The organism is Psychrobacillus sp. FSL W7-1457 (assembly GCF_038593405.1).
Lineage (GTDB): Bacteria > Bacillota > Bacilli > Bacillales_A > Planococcaceae > Psychrobacillus.
The window spans coordinates 2,539,672-2,560,488 of record NZ_CP151993.1 but is presented as its reverse complement, the minus strand read 5'-3'; the positions used below and the strand labels follow the sequence as shown (position 1 = coordinate 2,560,488).

General features: G+C 37.2%; 18 protein-coding genes. 16 read left to right on the top strand and 2 right to left on the bottom strand.

All coding sequences use genetic code 11. The features are described 5' to 3' along the window. Positions 1-33: 33 nt before the first annotated feature. The 7 genes from NSQ95_RS12450 (at position 34) to NSQ95_RS12420 (ending at position 7,618) form a co-directional block, all read left to right on the top strand. Positions 34-1,254, top strand: coding sequence for an IS110 family transposase (locus NSQ95_RS12450; protein WP_342559691.1), 1,221 nt, complete (start codon positions 34-36; stop codon positions 1,252-1,254). Positions 1,255-1,855: 601 nt separating this feature from the next. Then, positions 1,856-2,473 (top strand): GntR family transcriptional regulator, encoded by a 618-nt coding sequence (locus NSQ95_RS12445; RefSeq protein ID WP_340885909.1) that lies wholly within the window; start codon positions 1,856-1,858, stop codon positions 2,471-2,473. Further along, positions 2,474-3,343 (top strand): acetyl-CoA carboxylase, carboxyltransferase subunit beta, encoded by an 870-nt coding sequence (gene accD, locus NSQ95_RS12440; protein WP_340883034.1) that lies wholly within the window; start codon positions 2,474-2,476, stop codon positions 3,341-3,343. Beyond that, entirely contained in the window at positions 3,337-4,302 is a 966-nt protein-coding gene (gene accA, locus NSQ95_RS12435) for an acetyl-CoA carboxylase carboxyl transferase subunit alpha (RefSeq protein WP_340883035.1), read from the top strand. The genes accD and accA overlap by 7 nt, the downstream gene beginning before the upstream one ends. Before the next feature lie 71 nt (positions 4,303-4,373). Then, positions 4,374-5,333: a 6-phosphofructokinase gene (gene pfkA / locus NSQ95_RS12430; protein ID WP_340883036.1), complete on the top strand. Its 960-nt coding sequence runs from the start codon at positions 4,374-4,376 to the stop codon at positions 5,331-5,333. A 37-nt stretch (positions 5,334-5,370) separates the two neighbouring features. Then, entirely contained in the window at positions 5,371-7,131 is a 1,761-nt protein-coding gene (pyk, locus tag NSQ95_RS12425) for a pyruvate kinase (protein WP_251553361.1), read from the top strand. Between the two features lie 94 nt (positions 7,132-7,225). Then, on the top strand, positions 7,226-7,618 hold the full coding sequence (locus NSQ95_RS12420) for an FxsA family protein (protein WP_340883037.1): 393 nt from the start codon (positions 7,226-7,228) through the stop codon (positions 7,616-7,618). Here NSQ95_RS12420 and NSQ95_RS12415 read toward each other — a convergent pair. After that, complete coding sequence (locus NSQ95_RS12415; RefSeq protein WP_340883038.1) at positions 7,596-8,570, bottom strand: AI-2E family transporter; 975 nt, start codon at positions 8,568-8,570, stop codon at positions 7,596-7,598. The two genes, NSQ95_RS12420 and NSQ95_RS12415, sit on opposite strands and share 23 nt — an antisense overlap. Before the next feature lie 191 nt (positions 8,571-8,761). Between NSQ95_RS12415 and citZ the strand changes: the two genes are divergently transcribed. The 7 genes from citZ to NSQ95_RS12380 all read left to right on the top strand — a co-directional run bounded on the left by citZ (position 8,762) and on the right by NSQ95_RS12380 (position 16,661). Further along, positions 8,762-9,877 (top strand): citrate synthase, encoded by a 1,116-nt coding sequence (citZ, locus tag NSQ95_RS12410; protein ID WP_340883039.1) that lies wholly within the window; start codon positions 8,762-8,764, stop codon positions 9,875-9,877. Between the two features lie 81 nt (positions 9,878-9,958). Beyond that, on the top strand, positions 9,959-11,224 hold the full coding sequence (gene icd / locus NSQ95_RS12405) for an NADP-dependent isocitrate dehydrogenase (protein ID WP_251553363.1): 1,266 nt from the start codon (positions 9,959-9,961) through the stop codon (positions 11,222-11,224). A gap of 82 nt (positions 11,225-11,306) precedes the next feature. Then, positions 11,307-12,245 carry a malate dehydrogenase gene (gene mdh / locus NSQ95_RS12400; protein ID WP_340883040.1) on the top strand — a complete coding sequence of 313 codons (939 nt, stop codon included), beginning with the start codon at positions 11,307-11,309 and terminating at the stop codon, positions 12,243-12,245. Positions 12,246-12,680: 435 nt separating this feature from the next. Further along, positions 12,681-13,124 (top strand): MaoC/PaaZ C-terminal domain-containing protein, encoded by a 444-nt coding sequence (locus NSQ95_RS12395; protein ID WP_340883041.1) that lies wholly within the window; start codon positions 12,681-12,683, stop codon positions 13,122-13,124. Between the two features lie 70 nt (positions 13,125-13,194). Beyond that, positions 13,195-13,905 (top strand): response regulator transcription factor, encoded by a 711-nt coding sequence (locus NSQ95_RS12390; protein ID WP_340885911.1) that lies wholly within the window; start codon positions 13,195-13,197, stop codon positions 13,903-13,905. Then, the gene (locus NSQ95_RS12385) at positions 13,902-15,434 is read left to right on the top strand and encodes an ATP-binding protein (protein WP_340883042.1); all 1,533 of its coding nucleotides are present in this window, start codon (positions 13,902-13,904) and stop codon (positions 15,432-15,434) included. The genes NSQ95_RS12390 and NSQ95_RS12385 overlap by 4 nt, the downstream gene beginning before the upstream one ends. A gap of 12 nt (positions 15,435-15,446) precedes the next feature. Further along, the gene (locus NSQ95_RS12380; protein ID WP_298471395.1) at positions 15,447-16,661 is read left to right on the top strand and encodes an ATP-grasp domain-containing protein; all 1,215 of its coding nucleotides are present in this window, start codon (positions 15,447-15,449) and stop codon (positions 16,659-16,661) included. A gap of 724 nt (positions 16,662-17,385) precedes the next feature. Here NSQ95_RS12380 and NSQ95_RS12375 read toward each other — a convergent pair. After that, entirely contained in the window at positions 17,386-18,060 is a 675-nt protein-coding gene (locus NSQ95_RS12375; protein ID WP_340883043.1) for a permease, read from the bottom strand. 294 nt (positions 18,061-18,354) lie between these two features. Between NSQ95_RS12375 and hflK the strand changes: the two genes are divergently transcribed. Beyond that, positions 18,355-19,344 (top strand): FtsH protease activity modulator HflK, encoded by a 990-nt coding sequence (gene hflK, locus NSQ95_RS12370; protein WP_340883044.1) that lies wholly within the window; start codon positions 18,355-18,357, stop codon positions 19,342-19,344. Next, positions 19,344-20,315 (top strand): protease modulator HflC, encoded by a 972-nt coding sequence (locus NSQ95_RS12365; protein ID WP_340883045.1) that lies wholly within the window; start codon positions 19,344-19,346, stop codon positions 20,313-20,315. Before hflK ends, NSQ95_RS12365 begins: the two co-directional genes overlap by 1 nt. Positions 20,316-20,817: the final 502 nt, after the last annotated feature.

Genomic DNA, 20,817 nt, shown 5'->3' with positions numbered 1-20,817 from the left:
ACTTCTATGGCTAAATAAAAGGAGGAGAAACACATGACACATGTGGTAGCGTTTGATGTCAGTAAGGGAAAAAGCACCGTAGTGATCTACAACCAATACAAACAATGTGAGTTTGAAGGGGAAATTCTCCACAACCGTTCTTCTTTTGAGGAATTAGATGGCACCCTTTGTGATCTAACCGTTCGTGGCCAGGCACCTGCAATCGTTTTCGAGGCGACCGGGTCGTACTCCAAGCCGCTTGAAAGGTTTCTCCAAGACCGTTCGTATGCCTATTGCTGTATCAATCCCCTGGAGGCTAAAATCCAGATGACCAGGTTGCGAAGGCAAAAGACGGACAAGGGGGATGCCCATGAATTGGCCAAGTCCCATTTCAAGGAGGAACGCAGGGAGACCCATCAGTCAGCGGAGGATTATTATGACCAGATGCGTGCCCTCACCCGTTACTATGAAGAGGTCAATGCGGAAGTAGAACATGTGTTTAACCGGATGCATGCTATCTTACAACTTAGTTTTCCAGAACTAGAAAGCTTTTGTTCGACTAGCTCGGTTCTTTTCCTGAACATCGTACAAGCATATCCACACCCTGATGAGGTGCTCGATTGTTCTAAGACGATTCTGCGCAATCGTCTAAAGAAAAGTACCGGAAAAAATATCTCGGTCAAACAGGCAGAGGAAAAGAGTCTGACCTTGATAGAGCTGGCAAAGAACTCCTATCCTGCAATCAGCCGTAAGGATGTGCGATGCGAGCAGCTAAGAGATTATGCCAAGAGAATTATTGAACTGAAGGCGAAGAAAGCACGGTTGGTCAAACAGATGGATGACCTTTCGAAAGACCGAAAAGAATATCAAATCCTGCTTTCTATTCCGGGGATCGGAAAAGTCACAGCCGGCAGGATCATCGGCGAACTGGGGGATATCAGCCGCTTCCACAACCATAAGCAATTAAACGCCTACGTGGGGATAGATATGATGAGGTATCAGTCAGGGACCATTTACAAGAAAGACAAAATCAATAAGCGAGGCAACAAAAACCTCCGAAGGATCTTGTTCTATATGATACAGACGATGCTTTCGTGGAGGAAAAAGAAAAAGAACCACCTGGTGGAGTATTATGACAAATTAAAAACGCAACCCCAGAGAAAGCCTCATAAGGTTGCGAGTATCGCGTGTGTGAATAAGTTTTTGAAGATGCTTTTCCACCTCATTCAACACGACTTAATGTACGATTACGAAAAGGCTACGACCATTTTGTAACCGTTAGGTTGACTATACCATATTTGGCCTAGTAAGAAAAAGCAATTTAAGCTAGGTCTATTTAGTATGCGGAAATTTAGTTTGGTTGGGGAGGGGTACCCCTCCCCAACCAAACTAAATACCTAAACTCCTAAAATAAAGATATAAATACTTGACTAAGGGTAAGAAAGCGTCCGGCTAGCGCGGAAATCAATTCTACTTGCTGACTCAGAGGCATCATAAACAACACCCTAGTCTTTAACATAGCCAAAATAAAAAAATAAAAATATGAACTGAGATAACTACGCTACCGCTGGTACCTAAGGTTTTTACAGTCATTATAACAACATTCACACAATAATGATTCTCAAATTAGGCTATTCAATCGCTCGCCTTAATTTTGCAACCGTTTGTTAAATAAATTATCATACCCCTTATTCTGCTATCAAAGAAGCTCTGATCAATAAATTCATGACTTTTTAATAACTGCACATACCCCTTGTGCAGTTTTTCCTTTACGTAATGGAAGATTTTATGTATCCTATTATTTATAAGTGGTCTGACCACTTTGTAATTTATGGAAGAGTGATGTAGTTTGAATTCAGATAAGGCCTCAAGAAAAATGTTTCTGGAAATTGTAAAACAACTGAGACAGCTTATTCATGATGAAAAAGTACCTATTGGTGGAAAATTACCTTCGGAAAGAGAGCTTGCAGAACGACTTCAAGTTGGAAGATCTTCCGTAAGAGAAGCACTTCGAAGCATGGAATTACTAGGCTTAATAGAGACTAGAAGGGGAGAAGGAACATTTCTTTCAGATTATCGAAAACATAAACTGGTAGAAGTGCTATCGACCTTTATTCTGCAGGAGGCTAAGCCTAAGGAAGATGTCCATATAACAAGAGAGGCACTTGAAAAAGATGCTATTAGAAAGGTATGTCTTTCAGAAAAGCTACATAAACTTTTAATTTGGGATGCTTTTATAGAAAAATTGCAGTTGGAAGAAGTGCAAAGAGAAGACATTATTAGAGAAATCCTAATCTTATCGGACAATCGCCTTGGCTTGAAAATTTGGTTTTTATTGAAGCAATATGGTGGAGAGCCTTATCGTAGCTACATGACTTTAGAAGAGAAAGGAATTTGGACTCAATTGCTAGAATGTATAAAGCTAGGAGATGAGAAAAAAGGAATTTCTTTTTTTGAGGATTGGCTATTGTTACTAAACAGGGGAGATGTTTAAATGAGCATTCGAGATATATTTAGAAAAAACCAAAAAAGAAAATATGCCACTATACCATCGGAGAAAGCACATGATGTTCCTGAAGGAATTATGGTTAAATGTCCGGAGTGTAGGAAAAATGTTTTCACCAAGGATCTTATGAAAAACTTAAAGGTTTGTCCTTCCTGTGAACATCATATGAAAATGACAGCTCAAGAACGTATTGATATTTTTCTAGATGAAAATACCTTTGTTTCAATGGACGATCATTTAGAAACAGTAAATCCATTAAATTTTCCTAGCTATACGGAAAAGGTTAAATCAGATTCTAACAAAACAGGCTTGAATGAGGCAGTTTTAACTGGCATCGGGAAACTGAAGGAACATACGGTTGTAGTGGCAGTAATGGACTCACATTTCCGTATGGGATCTATGGGATCGGTAGTCGGCGAAAAAATTACGAGAGCAATTGAAAAAGCAACGGAGCTGAAAGTTCCTTTTATCATTTATACAGCGAGCGGTGGAGCAAGAATGCAAGAAGGCGTATTGTCTTTAATGCAGATGGCAAAGACATCTGTTGCTTTAAGAAGACATAGCGACCATGGTTTATTATATATTTCTATTTTAACTCACCCAACTACTGGGGGAGTCTCCGCTAGCTTTGCCTCGGTCGGAGATATTAACCTAGCAGAACCACGTGCACTGATTGGCTTTGCTGGAAGACGAGTCATTGAACAAACCGTTCGGGAGAAGCTACCAGACGATTTTCAAACAGCTGAATTTTTAATGGAGCATGGTCAGCTGGATGCAGTTGTACACCGACAAGAAATGAGAGACACGGTAGCGAATCTAGTTAACTTACATGTCCAAAAGGAGGTAGTCGTATGGTAAAGGTACTTCCATTTGAGGAGCCAATCGTACAGCTTAAAAATAAAATAGAAGAAATTAAAGAGTACACTGCAACGGCAGAAGTAGATATGTCTATTGAGATTGAAAAGCTGGAAGAGAGACTAAGAAAACTAGAGCTGGATATTTATGAGAATATGGAGCCATGGGATAGAGTACAAGTAGCTCGACATCCAGGCCGTCCTACTACTAGAGATTATATACAACGGTTGTTTACTAATTTCATAGAGCTTCATGGAGATCGTTCATACGGCGACGATGCTGCTATTATAGCTGGAATAGCACTATTGAACGGAAATCCAATTACTATAATTGGGCATCAGCGTGGAATAGATACAAAGGAAAATATAAAACGGAATTTCGGTATGCCTCACCCTGAAGGATATCGCAAAGCACTTCGTTTGATGAAACAAGCAGAAAAGTTTAATCGTCCGATCATTTGTTTTATAGATACAAAGGGTGCTTATCCAGGTAAGGCTGCTGAAGAAAGAGGGCAAAGTGAAGCAATTGCTAGAAATTTAGTAGAGATGGCTGGCTTAAAGGTGCCTGTAATTAGCGTTGTTATCGGAGAAGGAGGAAGCGGAGGAGCGTTAGCGTTAGGTTTGTCTAACCATATTCATATGCTTGAAAACTCTACCTACTCTGTTATCTCACCGGAGGGAGCTGCGTCTATTCTTTGGAAGGATGCCTCGCTCGCGAAGGAAGCAGCAGAAGCGATGAAAATTACCGCTCCAGACTTAAAAAAAATGAATATAATTGATACAATTATAAGAGAGGTTCATGGAGGAGCTCATAAAGATATTGAAAAGCAAGCAGAGTATATGAAGGACGTGCTTGTTAGCTCATTAAGAGAACTATCCATGCTCTCACCAGAAGAATTAGTAGAAGCACGCTACAAAAAATTTAAGCAAATTGGTCAATTTAAAGAAAATGCGTCTTTATAGACGCATTTTTTTTGAAAGTTTCTCATGTTACAATTATAGTTAATAGAGGTAAGTTTGGAGGGGATAGAGAGATGAAACGTATTGGTGTATTAACTAGTGGCGGTGACGCTCCAGGTATGAACGCTGCAATTCGAGCGGTTGTAAGAAAGGCCATATTTGAAGGTATTGAAGTTGTTGGTATTTTACATGGTTATCAAGGATTAATAGAAGGAAAAATGGAAAAGCTGGATCTGGGTTCTGTTGGTGATATCATCCAAAGAGGTGGAACTAAGCTTTACTCTGCGAGATGTCCAGAATTTAGAACAGAAGAAGGCCAATTAAAGGCAATTGAACAGTTGAAGGCTAATGAAATTGATGGACTCGTAATTATTGGGGGAGACGGATCCTACCGTGGATCTATGACTCTTACAAAGAACGGGTTCCCATGTGTTGGGATTCCAGGTACTATCGATAATGATATTCCAGGAACTGATTATACATTAGGTTTTGATACTGCGCTTAATACAGTAATTGAATGTATTGATAAAATTAGAGACACTGCTACTTCACATGATCGCACCTTTATCATTGAAGTCATGGGAAGAGATGCTGGAGACTTAGCTTTATGGGCTGGGCTTGCAGGAGGAGCAGAAACCATTATTGTTCCTGAGGTAGAGATGGATATTACAGAGGTAGTGGAACGCTTAGAAAGTGGAACGGCACGTGGAAAAAAACATAGTATTATCGTTGTAGCAGAAGGTGTAATGAGTGGACAGGAATTTGCTGCAAAACTTAAGGAGCATGCTAATATTGAGACGAGAGTTTCAGTGCTAGGGCATATTCAACGCGGTGGCTCTCCTACAGGACGAGATCGTGTGTTGGCGAGTTTATTTGGTGCAAAAGCAGTAGAAGTTTTACTGAATAGCTCTGGAGGCCGTGCAATTGGAATCCAAAATCATCAAGTGGTAGACTATGATATGACAGAAGCATTTGAAAAAACGGAAGAATTCGATTTAGATATGTATCGCTTATCTAAAGAGTTGTCTATTTAAGATTACATAAATTACAGCAACAGGAAGGATTAGATGTATGAGAAAAACTAAAATAGTTTGTACAATTGGACCAGCAAGTGAATCAGAGGAAACATTAGAAAAGCTAATTGAGGCCGGCATGAATGTTGCTCGCTTAAACTTTTCTCATGGTAGCCATGAGGAACATGCTGGAAGAATCGAACGTATTAAAAAAGTAGCTAAAAGATTAGACAAAATCGTTGGAATCTTACTGGATACAAAAGGTCCTGAGATTCGTACACATAAGATGGAAAATGATGCGATTGAGCTTGCATCTGGGCAATCCATTGATATCTCTATGACAGAAGTGCTGGGCAATAATGAACGTTTCTCTATTTCCTATGAAAAGTTAATAGAGGATGTACAGGAAGGATCTATTATATTACTTGATGATGGGCTGATCGAGCTTATCGTTAAAGGAATAGATTTAGAAAATGGAATTATTCATACGTATGTACAAAATGCTGGAACTTTAAAGAACAACAAGGGTGTGAACGTTCCAGGAGTTTCTGTGCAATTACCAGGTATTACAGAAAAAGATGCAAAAGATATTCTCTTTGGTATTGAACAGGATGTGGATTTCGTCGCTGCTTCTTTCGTTCGTAGAGCTAAAGATGTACAGGAAATCCGTGAACTTTTAGAAAATAATAATGGATCTCATATTCAAATCATACCTAAAATTGAAAACCAAGAGGGTGTCGATAATATTGATGAAATCCTTCAAGTTTCTGATGGTTTAATGGTTGCAAGGGGAGACCTTGGAGTAGAGATTCCTGCTGAGGAAGTTCCATTAGTACAGAAATCACTTATTCAAAAATGTAACGAAGCCGGTAAGCCGGTTATTACCGCAACACAAATGTTAGACTCTATGCAAAGAAATCCTCGTCCTACACGTGCAGAGGCAAGTGACGTTGCAAACGCAATCTTTGACGGTACAGATGCTATTATGCTTTCTGGTGAGACAGCTGCAGGGCTTTATCCACTTGAAGCAGTTCAGACGATGGATAAAATCGCAAAACGTACCGAAAATGCAATTGATTATCGTGCTATTGTTAACAAACTAAGCAAGGCAAGAGAAGTTAATCTAACAGATGCAATAGGGCAAGCGGTTGCTCATACTGCCATCAACTTAAAGGTTAAAGCGGTTATTGCTCCGACAGAAAGTGGACATACAGCTAAAATGATTTCTAAATTTAGACCTGGTGTGCCTATTATTGCAGTAACATCTACTGTAAAGCCATCTAGATTGCTGACATTAGTATGGGGAGTGTATCCGATAGTTGGTAAGAAAGCATATTCTACGGATGAGGTACTAGAAATTGCTGTGGAGGAAAGTATTTTACAGCATTATGTGACACACGGAGATTTAGTAGTAATCACTGCAGGAGTTCCAGTTGGACAAGCAGGTACTACTAACTTAATGAAAGTTCACGTTATTGGAGACATGGTAGCTAAGGGGCAAGGGATCGGAAAGAAAACTGCCTTTGGTAAAGCAATCGTTGTTAATAACGCAAAGGAACTAGAAGGTCAGGATACAAGTGAGAGTATTATCGTGACCATTGGTTCTGACAAAGATATGGTTCCTGCTATCGAAAATTGCAAAGGCTTAATCACAGAAGAGGGTGGCTTAACAAGTCATGCCGCTGTTGTTGGTTTAAGCTTTGGAATTCCTGTAATAGTTGGGGTACACGATGCAACGAAGCTTATAGAGAATGGTCAAGAATTAACGTTAGACGCTGAAAGTGGAGTAATCTACAATGGGCAAGCTAGCATTATTTAATAAGATAGGCTAAGAATTTATATATTCTCAAGACAAGTGCCTCACATAAAGTGAGGCACTTGTTTTATACTTAGTATAGAAGGACGGTGTCTTTATGAAATGGATCATAGGTTTGTTTGTAGTAGTTCCTGCAATTGAGTTATATATTTTACTTTTAGCAGGCAAGTCATTAGGAGCTTTCAATACACTTTTACTAATCATGGCCACTGGAATAATTGGTGGACTTGTAGCAAAGCGTCAAGGTATGAAAGCTTTCCGTGAGGTTTCGGATAGTGTGAAAAACTACCAAGCACCGGGTGAATCAGCGATTAATGGAATTTGTATTTTCATTGGGGCTATTTTAGTAATACTACCAGGATTTATCTCTGATATTCTTGGATTTTTATTGTTGTTCTCTCCAACGCGTAAGCTGTTTAAACCTTTGTTTTATAGATGGGTTAAGAAAAAGATGAAGAATGGTCAAGTCATCGTGATGAAGTCTTCATAGAACCGCCCCATTTGTTAGCTATTAAATAGATGAATGGGCTGAATAGAATACCAACAAAGCCAAATATCAATACTGCCGCAGCACTTAAAAAGAATACATGGACAGCTTTAATCTGCATAGAAGCCGACCAAAGTAAATTGTCTACTATATGTCTTGTAAGCTGTACAAAAATATAAAGCAATAAAATAATACTTCCAAATAGTTTCGCATCTAGAAGGAAGAAATAAATGCTCATAGGTATTAAGATTATGCCAGTCCCAAGAAAAGGGATGCTATCCACTAAAGAAATTAAAAAAGCATTTTTTATCGGGTTATGTAGACCGAGCACGCTAAAGCCTATAGAAAGTAAAATAAATGTAATTAACAATAACTTCACTTCCACGCCCAAAAAGCTATTAACTACCTCCGAAGATTTCATGACTACTTTATGAAAGAATTCTCTTGTTTTCACTGGGAAATAAATCAGGAACCAAAGTCTATCCTTTGTAGACTCATACAACGAAAAAAAAAGTCCAATGCTAAAAAGAAGTACTTCAAAAACATAGGTAGGCAGATGAGTAAGATTCACCAATAAATTATCTAAAATTGTGTTTAATAGCTCTTGGAACTTATCTTCAAACATTAGAAATATAGGATGCTTTTGCAAGTCATCAAAAGGTAAGTATAAAAGATGCTCATGCAGAAGAGGTATAAGCGTGACTAATGATTGAAAGATGAAATATACGAAAAGTAAAAAGCTACTTAATATAATTACCTCTGTTAATAGTACGCTCACTATAATTGGCAGCCTGAGTTTCTTATGAAAGAAATTAGACGTTGGAAACAATAGATATCCACACAGGATAGATAACGTTAAAGGGTAAGCAATGAAAAGGATTAATCCGATGATTCCAATTGGCATCCAATAAGATATAATATCTTTCTTGTTTATTTGAAAACTAACTATATTCATCCATTCTTTTCTCAGTATAAATTGATTGAAAAGTTATTTTTTAATAATTTTAAGCGTTTTCATTCACAAAATAGCCAAAATTGATTATAATACGAGAGTAAGCAATTTAAAGGTACATATTAAATACAGGTAAAACTCTATTTACGAGACATGTAGATAATGCAGTTTTTCTGTAGAAGGGGAGATTACTAATGACGTCAACTCGTGGTTTAGAAGGAATCGTAGCGACACAGTCAGCAATAAGCTCTATTATTGATGACACCCTTACATACGTCGGCTATGATATTGATGATTTAACGAATAATGCAAGTTTTGAAGAGGTAGTTTACCTTTTATGGCATAAACGTCTGCCAAACGCTTCAGAACTAGCAGAGCTAAAACAGCAACTTGCTGATAACATGGCAGTACCTCAAGAAGTATTAAATCATTTCAAAACATATCCTATTAATAAAGTTCATCCAATGACTGCTCTTAGAACAGCTGTATCTATGCTAGCATTATATGACGATTCTGCAGAGGATATGTCCGAGGAAGCAAACTACCTTAAAGCTATCCAGTTACAAGCTAAAATGTCTACTTTAGTAACTGCATTTTCTCGTGTACGCAAAGGATTAGAGCCAGTAGCTCCTAAATCTGATTTAGGCTACGCTGCAAACTTCTTATATATGCTATCTGGTGAAATGCCAGAAGAAATTGAAGTGGAAGCTTTTAACAAAGCATTAGTACTTCATGCAGACCATGAATTAAATGCATCTACATTCACTGCACGTGTTTGTGTAGCAACTCTTTCTGATATTTACTCAGGTGTTGTTTCAGCTATCGGTGCTCTTAAAGGGCCACTTCATGGTGGAGCAAACGAACAAGTAATGAAAATGTTAACTGAAATTGATACTCTTGAAAACGTAGATAGCTATGTTCAAGATAAATTAGACAACAAAGTTAAAATCATGGGCTTTGGTCACCGCGTTTATAGAAAAGGTGATCCTCGTGCAAAACACTTGCGTGAAATGTCTAAAAAACTAACAGCTCTTCGCGGAGAGTCAAAATTATATGATATGTCTGTACGCATTGAAGAAATCGTTACTGGTCAAAAGAACTTGCCACCAAATGTAGATTTCTATTCAGCATCTGTCTACCATTCATTAAATATTGACCATGATTTATTCACACCTATTTTTGCGGTTTCACGTGTATCTGGATGGGTAGCTCATATTCTTGAGCAATATTCAGACAACCGTTTAATCCGTCCACGTGCAGAATACGTTGGACCTGGTATGCAAAAATATGTTCCAATCGAAGAACGATAATATCAATTGTTTGTAAAGATTAGGGCTAAGACACATAGCGTGTCATTGGCCCTATGATTATGATAGTAGGAGGAAATAATAATGACATCTGGTAAAATTACAGTAGAAAACGGTGTACTTAACGTACCAAACACAGCAATCATTCCATTTATCGAAGGTGACGGAACAGGTCCTGATATCTGGGCAGCAGCTTCACGCGTATTAGAATCTGCAGTAGAAAAAGCTTATAACGGCGAAAAGAAAATTGAATGGAAAGAAGTGCTTGCTGGACAAAAAGCATTCGACCAAACTGGTGAATGGTTACCACAAGAAACTTTAGACGTTATCAATGAGTACTTAATCGCTATTAAAGGACCTTTAACAACACCAATCGGTGGAGGAATTCGTTCATTAAACGTAGCTCTACGTCAAGAATTAGACCTATACACTTGCCTACGTCCAGTTCGTTATTTCACTGGTGTTCCATCTCCAGTTAAACGTCCTGAAGATACAGATATGGTTATTTTCCGTGAAAACACAGAAGATATCTATGCTGGTATTGAATATGCAAAAGGTACAGACAATGCTAAAAAACTAATCGAGTTCTTACAAACAGAATTCGGTGTTAAAAACATTCGTTTCCCAGAAACTTCAGGTATCGGTATTAAACCAATTTCTGAAGAAGGTACTAAACGTTTAGTGCGTGCTGCATTAAACTACATTATTAAAGAAGGTCGTACTTCTTTAACATTAGTACACAAAGGAAATATCATGAAGTTCACTGAAGGAGCTTTCAAAACTTGGGGCTATGAAGTGGCTGAACAAGAATTTGGTGACAAAGTATTCACTTGGAACCAATACGATCAAATTAAAGAAGAACAAGGTACTGAAGCAGCTGACAAAGCTCAATCGGATGCAATTGCAGCTGGTAAAATCCTAGTTAAGGATTCAATCGCTGATATCTTCTTACAACAAATCTTAACTCGTCCAAAAGAGTTCGATGTAGTTGCTACTATGAACTTAAATGGAGATTATATCTCTGATGCACTTGCTGCACAAGTTGGTGGTATCGGTATCGCTCCTGGAGCTAACATCAACTACGTAACTGGACATGCTATTTTTGAAGCTACTCACGGTACAGCTCCAAAATATGCTGGTTTAGATAAAGTTAACCCATCTTCAGTAATCCTTTCAGGTGTACTAATGCTTGAACACCTTGGCTGGAACGAAGCTGCTAAACTTATCATGGATTCCATGGAAAAAACAATTGAATCTAAAGTAGTAACTTACGACTTTGCTCGTCTAATGGATGGCGCTAAAGAAGTTAAGTGTTCAGAGTTTGCTGACGAATTGATTAAAAATCTTTAATCGGAAGTTATGAAATTTGGTTTAACGAAAGAGAGGATTAATTCCTCTCTTTTCCAATTTTGGACAAAAGGAGAGTTACGACATGACAATGAAACGTAATAAAATCTCAGTTATCGGTAGCGGGTTTACAGGTGCTACTACAGCGTTCCTATTGGCACAAAAAGAATTGGGAGATATCGTATTAGTGGATATACCACAAGCTGAAAACCCTACTAAAGGCAAAGCTTTAGATATGGCGGAAGCTGGACCAGTTCAAGGATTCGATGCTAGTATTATCGGTACTTCTAATTACGAAGAAACGAAGAATTCGGATCTAGTAATTATTACTGCAGGTATTGCACGTAAGCCTGGCATGAGCCGTGACGATTTAGTTCAGACAAACCAAAAAGTAATGAAGGCTGTTACTGGAGAAATTATTAAATATTCTCCGAACACAACGATTTTAGTATTAACCAACCCAGTTGACGCTATGACATACACTGTCTTTAAGGAATCCGGTCTACCGAAGGAAAGAGTTATCGGGCAATCGGGAGTGTTAGATACTGCTCGTTTCCGTACATTTGTTGCACAGGAATTAAACCTATCTGTTAAAGATGTAACTGGTTTTGTTCTTGGAGGTCATGGCGATGACATGGTTCCACTTGTAAGATACTCATATGCTGGCGGTATACCTTTAGAAAAACTAATGGATAAAGATCGCCTGGAGGCTATTGTGGATCGCACTCGTAAAGGTGGAGCAGAAATTGTTAACCTTTTAGGCAATGGATCTGCATACTATGCACCCGCTGCTTCACTTGTAGAAATGGCAGAGGCTATCCTAAAGGATCAAAAACGTGTTCTTCCATCCATTGCATACTTAGAAGGGGAATATGGTATGGAAGGTATTTACCTTGGAGTACCAACCGTTCTAGGTGCAGGTGGCATTGAGAAGATTATAGAACTTGATCTGACTGAAGAAGAAAAAAATCTGTTAAGTAAATCTGCTGATGCAGTAAAAGTAGTAATGAAGGTTTTAGCTTAATAGTCTGATCTAATGAGTGAGATTAATTTCTCACTCATTTTTTGTTATTTAGGAAATTATAAAATTATGAACCTGTGGATAAATTAATGTCTAGCTCCAGCGCCTTGCCCCTCGGGGTCAAATGGATAAAAGCTCCGGTGGCTGAGGAACTGCCTCCTCGCTTTTCTCCATTTGCCTGTCGGGGCAGACATAGGAGCTTACGCTTTTCTTGTTATGGAGCTAATCCTAATCAGTTTAATAAATGGCGCATTCTCAATTAAATAAGAAACACTTTCTATTTAATGGACGTAACCTAATGCAACATTTCCTTAAGAGGAACGTCTGTTGAAAAGAGTGTAGTCATCCATACGTGAATATAGTAGTATCGTTTGTTGCGTTCCTCTAATAATTATTGATAAGATATAGGTAACTTAAATGTAGGGAGTTGAAGCATAATTGCTAGGGAGAATATCTAGAATCGGAAAGAGTATACAAGATTTAATTATCGGAGAAAAACTGTCTATCACAGAGAAAATCGAGGATAAAGATATATTACTATACTTAGGATTGACAAATGATAACAATCCTCTTTATATTCAACATGATTTTGCTTCCAAAACAGAATATGAAAAACCAATTGTACCTACGATTATGTTGACTGGTATTGTAACTTCTGCAATATCCAAATATCTTCCTGGACCAGGTTCTCATGTATATAGGCAAGAGATTACGTTTCCTGTACCTGCGTACCATTATTCCTTAATAACATTTACGTTTGTAATTACCGATATTAATGTACATAAAAATGAAGTTAGTATAGAAGTTGAAGGCCGTAACGAGGAAAAGGAAACAGTCTTACAAGGTAAGTTTCTTGTAGCTCCTCCCACTTTACAACCTTAAAATACTATAATAAGTATCGGTTTAGTTGCTGATTTGGAATGGGGGTTTCAAATCGACTATGGAGGCTAAGATAATGAAAAAAGTATTAGTAGTGGATGATGAAAGTTCGATTGTAACTTTATTAAAATATAATTTAGAGGAAGCTGGTTTTCAAGTTATTACAGCTGCTGATGGGCGTGAAGGCTTGAATTATGCTGTAGAGGAAAATCCGGATGTTATTGTTCTGGACTGGATGTTACCGTATCTAGATGGCATGGAAGTATGTAAAGAGTTAAGGCTAAGAAAGATACAAACACCTATAATCATGCTTACAGCCAAAGGTGAAGAGTTTGATAAAGTTCTTGGACTTGAACTTGGAGCAGATGACTATATGACAAAGCCATTTAGCCCTCGAGAAGTTACTGCGAGAGTAAAGGCGATGATTCGTAGAAGTGTATTAACATCAGAGCATCAAAAGAAAAATGCTGATGACAACTATACCTTTGGCGGTTTAAAAATATTTCCTGATCGCTTTGAAGTTCTTTTAAATGATCAGCCCTTAGAATTCACCCCAAAAGAATTTGAGTTGCTTGTGTATTTAATTGAAAACAAAAATAGAGTGTTAACTCGTGATCAGTTGTTAAGCTCTGTATGGAATTACGATTTTGCGGGTGATACAAGGATTGTAGATGTTCACATTAGTCACCTAAGAGATAAAATTGAAGAAAATAGCCGTAAGCCTATGTATATTAAAACCATTAGAGGGCTTGGATACAAGTTTGAGGAGCCAAAGTCAATATGAGTTTTCACAATAGAATATTTCGTATTTATTCTATTTTAATCGGACTAATTCTCCTTGGAGTCGGTTTAGTATTGGCACAAATATTTCCTATCTTCATCGAGCGTACTACTAGTACGAGTATTGATGGGAAAATTGAGGATATCGAAAGTTATATAAGTACAACCAATATCACTTCCGAGGAAAGACAAGAAATCATTAATCATTTAAATGCTTCTTTGTTAGAAGAAGATGTGAATTTTATTCAAATGAATTTATGGATTGCATTGGCATTTATCCTTATATTAGCTTATCTAATTGCTTTGATCATTAGCTTTAATATAATGAAAAGATACTCGCAGCCAGTTGAACACTTAACGGAAACAGCAATGGAGCTAGCTAGAGGAAATTATCGAATACGAGCTTTTGAGGATGGTTTTTCAGGAATGTCCAAGCTTACAAATTCAATTAATATACTAGCTAGAAATCTTCAGGATATATCTATCATGCGTGAAACCGAAAAAGAACGATTAAAAACGCTCATTGAGAATATGGGAAGTGGTTTAATCATGATAGACCGCAGCGGAGTAGTGAGTATAGTCAATCGCTCGTTTCTTAACCAGCTGCAGCTAAGCTTTGAGCAAGTAGACGGAAAACAATTTCGTAAAATTGGATTACCCGAACAGATAGAAACGTTTATAGAAAAGCTATTTTTGACGGAAATGCTAAGCAAGGAACAAATTGAAATACAGCGTAATTTAAGTACATACCACCTCGTAGCATACGGTGCCCCTGTAATTGGGGAGCATGGAAGATGGCTAGGGATTGTCGTAGTATTTCATGATGTCACTGAATTGATCAAACTGGAGCAGGTAAGAAAAGACTTTGTTGCGAATGTATCACATGAATTAAAAACTCCTGTGACTTCCATTAAAGGATTTTCTGAAACCCTGTTATATGGTGCCTATAAAAAAGAAGATACGTTATTATCTTTTCTAGAAATCATATACAAGGAAAGCAATCGTCTTCAAATGCTTATTAATGATTTATTAGACCTATCAACAGTAGAACAAGCTGGATATGAAATTAAGTTGAATAGGGTTCGGTTATACGATGTGCTCATGCAAAGTATGGAAATGACAAATCATTTATTGGAAGAAAAAAATATGGAATTAACTCTATCCTTAGATGAGAAGGTAGAGGTACTGGGAGATTCCAACCGAATTATGCAAATTATGATGAATTTATTGACCAATGCTATTACCTACTCATCCGAAAATACCTTCATCACGGTGAATATAGGAAAAGACAAAAAATATGGTTACTTCACAATTAAGGACCAAGGAATTGGTATTAAGGAAGAAGAGGTAGAACGCATATTTGAACGTTTTTATCGAGTGGACCGTGCAAGAAGTCGTAACTCAGGTGGTACAGGATTAGGCTTGGCAATCGTCAAGCATATCGTAGAAGCTCATCATGGTTTAATAAAAGTTGAAAGTGAGATTGGAAAAGGTACAGCTTTTACTGTGTATATTCCACTCACGAAAAGTTAATGGAGGTCCATCATGAATAATCAACCATTTATCCCTATTATAATTGGGACAGATATGAACGCATACAATATGTCCATTTCCTTTCACGAGGAGTATGGTATTAAACCAATTTTAGTAGGTAAAGAAGAAATGTCCTTCACTAAATTAAGCAGTGTCATTGAACATATTGAAATACACTCAAACTTATGGGACCAATCTGCTTTTGTATCCGTTTTGACAGAAGTAGCAAAAAAATATAAAACAGCAGATAAGCAGTTACTGTTAATCGGTACGAATGATTTTTATGTTCGTCTAATCATTGAGAATGCAGACGTTTTAAAAGAAATGTATGTGTTTAACTATATGACCGAGGATCTAATGAACAACCTTTTAGTAAAATCGAACTTTTATAAGCTTTGTGAAGAGCACGGAATCGATACACCTAAAACCTATTTCTACTCATGCTCTAAAAAACAACCTTTTACTGAAGAGGTGCTTTTCCCGTTGATCATTAAGCCAAGTAATGGTGTTGAATACTATAAGCATAAATTTGCTGGTCAACAAAAAGTATACCGAGTAGAGTCTCAGCAAGAATTAGATGAAGTTATTCGCAAAGTAAATGAGAGCGGCTATGAGGAAGATTTGATCATCCAGGATTATATTCCTGGAGACGATACTTACATGTGGGATTCTGTATTTTATGTTAGCTCAAAAGGGCAGGCACAGCTAAGTACACTTGCTCAAGTAGTTTTACAAGAGCATACAGTGACTGCAATAGGAAATTATACTGCACTAATTACTCGCTACGATGAAGAGTTAATGAAAAAACTTCAACACTTCTTAGAGGCAGTTGGATACGTTGGCTTTGCTAACTTCGATTTAAAATACGATGAGCGAGACGGTAAATATAAAGTTTTTGAAGTAAATATTAGACAAGGTAGATCAAGCTATTATGTAACTGCACTGGGACATAACATGGCACGATATATTGTGGATGACGTTATTTATAACAAAGAAAAGCCTTTGACGCTATTAAATGAACATTACCTATTTACGGTTGTTCCTAAAATAGTGTTGAAGAAATTTGTGGATAATCTATCTATACAGCAAGAAATTCGTTTGCTGTTAGGGGAAGGTAAGTGGGGTAACCCATTGTTTTATAAAGGGGACAAGCATTTTAAACGCAAGTTATATCTAATGGCTCGTCAGGTGAATTATTATAAAAAGTATAAAAATAATCAGTGGTGAGTAAAAATTTACAAACAATTCACATGCTATTTACATTGCTTTGATAGAGTTTAGATAGACCCCCTTTTCCAAATGAAATACTTTAAAAGGCTAGCACTTGTTGCTGGCCTTTTAATTTTTAGAATATATCTCAATTCACCTTTCGACACTATTATTTACAAGAAAAGTAGGAGGAGGTGATGGCAGATTTCCGCTCTCGGCGGACGCTTTCCGTGGGGTGAGCGATAAGCCATCACCCATCGCTTGCGCGCGTGGTTGTGATGTCTTATCTGTCTCACTCATCCCACTGGAGTCGCCGCCTGCCGCTGCAATCAAAGGGGGTGTGGCACAAAAGAAGAGATTAAAAATTGCTTGCTACAAACATTATCTTTAAGCTTACTTTAACTTCATCTATTAAAATGCTCCTCATTTGAACAAGCAACTTAACCAAAATGATCAAAGTATATCTAACATGATTATAAAATGAAAGATAAAACAGGAAATAAAACAAGTAAGATTACCATACTTTGCATGAAAGTTGCTAAAATATCTTTTTTCCAAGTATTATTTTTGGGATAACGATTGTTCAATCTTTGAAAGATGAGTAGGAAACCCCACCAAATGAATAAATTTATTAAGAACTGACTGATCTTATCATATAGCATAAATTCCCCTCCAAACTAACCTACCAATTTATTTAAATACGTTTCCCATGCAAAAAAGTTCTAACAAACTTGAAATTTATTTAAATAAATCTTTTTAAATAGTTTCCAAATATTTTGTTCATAACCTTGGGCGTATTTTCTAAATAAACATTAATTTGTTCCATGTTCGATTGGAGTTTATCAGTGTTTCTTTCATCTGTTGGAAAATCAGATATTCCTTTAATAATAATACATTCAACATCATTCTTCTTACAGATATAAGCAATTGCACTCGCTTCTGTATCGGCTATTGTTATTTCGTTTTCTTTAAGTTCTAAATAGTCCTCCCACATAACTACTGCTTTATCAGCAGTGCCAATTGTTCCTGTATAAAAATCATCTCCTCCATATCTAGATAAATCAATATCGACTATGAAGGATTGTTTAATAAATGGCTCAATTTCTTTTACTGTACAATCATATTGAACGGCTTTATTGGGTACAAAAATATCCAAATTACTGTACTTCTCATCAATTCCAGCACATGTTCCAGCAACGATGACTTTAGTTAAATTAAATTTAGAAATCATATACTGATTGCCGCCAACACCATTTACTTTTCTTACACCCGTACTATAAAAAACAAGTCCAGTATCATTGATTGTTCTTATGAAATACTCACCGTATGGGTAACTGAAACGTTCGTTATTTTTTATGCTGAAGAATTTCAATGTTGCTTCATATTCCCACTTTGTTGCAATACTTATACCTATCATCGATTGATCACCCTACAAATAAAATTTATCCTCTACACGTTTTAATTTCATATTTTATCAATTGACTATTCTTTTTTACTCTGTTCATTACCTATTAAATATTAATAGGCAAATATCCTTTTTTTACTAGCCCGCTTCCGCCCATTTAAATGTAACATTACACGAACGATACCCACGCTACGAAAAACAACCCTTATCTAAGCCAAGTCAAAAAGAAATAGTCAGTTTTGAAATTTTTGAAACTTTCCTTCTTCAGGTCCGTAAAATAACTATACATAGAGAAGGGGGAAAAATATGAGTACAAAAAGATTGTTAACTATTATCGCTGTATCTATTGTTGGCATTGTTCTTCTATCCGCAGTATTTACATCTTGGTATACAGTAGATGAATCAGAGCAAGCAATAGTTATTACATTTGGAGATGCAAGCGAGCCAATAACAGAATCAGGGTTGAAATTTAAGTTTCCTTGGCCAATACAGAAGGTAGAAAAGCTATCAAAAGAAACCTTCAGTTTACAGTTTGGTTATAAGCAAGACGCGAATGGGGAAATCACTTCCTATGACAAGGATACTAAAATGATTACTGGAGACGACAATATCGTTTTAACAGACTTGGTTGTTCAGTACAAAATCACAGATCCTAAAGCGTACTTGTTTAATTCTGAAAATCCAAAGGAAATGTTACATGATGCAACCTCGGCATCTATTCGTTCAGTAATCGGAAATTCGAAAATTGATGATGCTTTAACTTCAGGTAAGGCTCAAATTGAAGCAGATACAAATGAGTTGCTTGCTTCATTGATTAATAAATATGAAATTGGTATTACTGTGTTGACCGTAAAGCTACAAGACGTAGAGCTTCCAAATGCAGAAGTTAGGGCTGCATTTACAGCTGTAACGGATGCGGAAGAAACTAAAAATACAAAAGTAAACCAGGCAGAAAAGTATGTAAATGAAAAGGTTAGTGTGGCTGAAGGTGAAGTGGATGCTATTAAATCAGAGGCTATAGGCTACCAAACAGCACGTATTGAACAGGCAAGAGGAGATGTTGCCTTATTTGATAAGCTATATGCCGAATATCGAAATAATAAGGAAATCACTAGACAGCGATTAGTAATGGAAACATTGGAAGCTGTTTTGCCTAATGCTAAAATTTATATAATGAATGATGAAGGTGGGACGATGAAGTATTTACCACTTCAACAAATAGAGTCCTCTAAACAAAGTGCACCACCGCCTAGCACTACTACTGAGAAAAAGCCTGAAGAAGGGAGTGGACAATAATGTCAGATAATAACAACCCTTTTGCAAATTTAGAGTCAAAGTTTAAAACTGTGCCTAACAAACCCAAAAAAGAAAAGACTCCCATTGATTATAAAAAGCATACTAAATCGTTCATTTCAATTTTTGTAGTCTTTGTAATTGCTGTAATTGCCCTCGCTAATATATATGTAGTCAAGGAGGGGGAATATAGAGTTATTCGTCAGTTCGGTGAGATTAAAAGTATTAAAGATTCCCCTGGCTTGCATATGAAAATACCATTTATACAAAGTGTAACGACCATTCCAAAATACCAAATGAATCATAATTTATCTGAGGCAGAGATTAATACAATGGATAAGCGACGTATAATTATCGATAATTATGCAGTTTGGAGAGTAGTCAATCCAAAGGACATGATTTCTAACGCTGGTAACATAGTAAATGCAAGCTCTCGTATGGAGGAATTTATTTATTCAGTAGTGCGATCAGAGCTTGGTCAATTAAATTATAGTGAAATCATTAATGATGAAAATTCATCGCGTGGTAGTTTAAATGACCAGATTACTAGAGAAGTAAATGAACTTCTATCTAAAGATAAATATGGTATAGAAGTAGTAGATGTACGTATTAAAAGAACCGACTTGCCAGAAGAAAATGAGCAGTCTGTATATAACGAGATGATTTCCGATCGTGAAAGTGTTGCTCAAAAGTTTTTGTCTACGGGTGATGCTGATAAGAGAAGAATTGAAGCGGAAACGGATAGTACAGTTACGAAGATGATAGCAGAAGCTAAAAAAGAGGCTGCTCTTCTAAGAGCTGAAGGGGATGCGGAGGCTGCAAGAATTTATAATACTAGCTTTTCAAAGGACCCTGAATTTTATTCTTTATATAGAACGTTAGAATCCTATAAGAAGACAATCGGTGAAGATACAATGATTGTTATTCCTTCCGATTCTCCTTATGCCAACATCCTATCTGGATACTTAGAATAGTATATGAATCGTCATTCCCCTTACTGTCGTGGTAAGATATAGGGAATGACGATTTTATTTTATTTAGGAAAATAAAGTTTTGTACCTGTGGATAAATTGATGTCTAGCTTCACCGCCTTGCCCCTCGGGTCAAATGGATAAAAGCTGTGGGGGCTGAAAAAATGCCTCCTCGCATTTACCCATTTGCCTGTCGGGGCAGGACAGGCGCTTGCGCATTTCTTGATGTCTAGCTTCACTGCCTTGCCCCTCGGGTCAAATGGTTAAAAGCTGTGGGGGCTGAAAAAATGCCTCCTCGCATTTACCCATTTGCCTGTCGGGGCAGGACAGGCGCTTGCGCATTTCTTGATGTCTAGCTTCACCGCCTTGCCCTCGGGGTCAAATGGGAAAATACTGCGGTGGCTGAGAAGCTGACTCCTCGCATTTTCCCATTTGCCTGTCGGGGCAGAGATAGGCGGTTGCGCTTTTCTTTGTACAAGCTAATGTAAAACAATATAACTAAGGA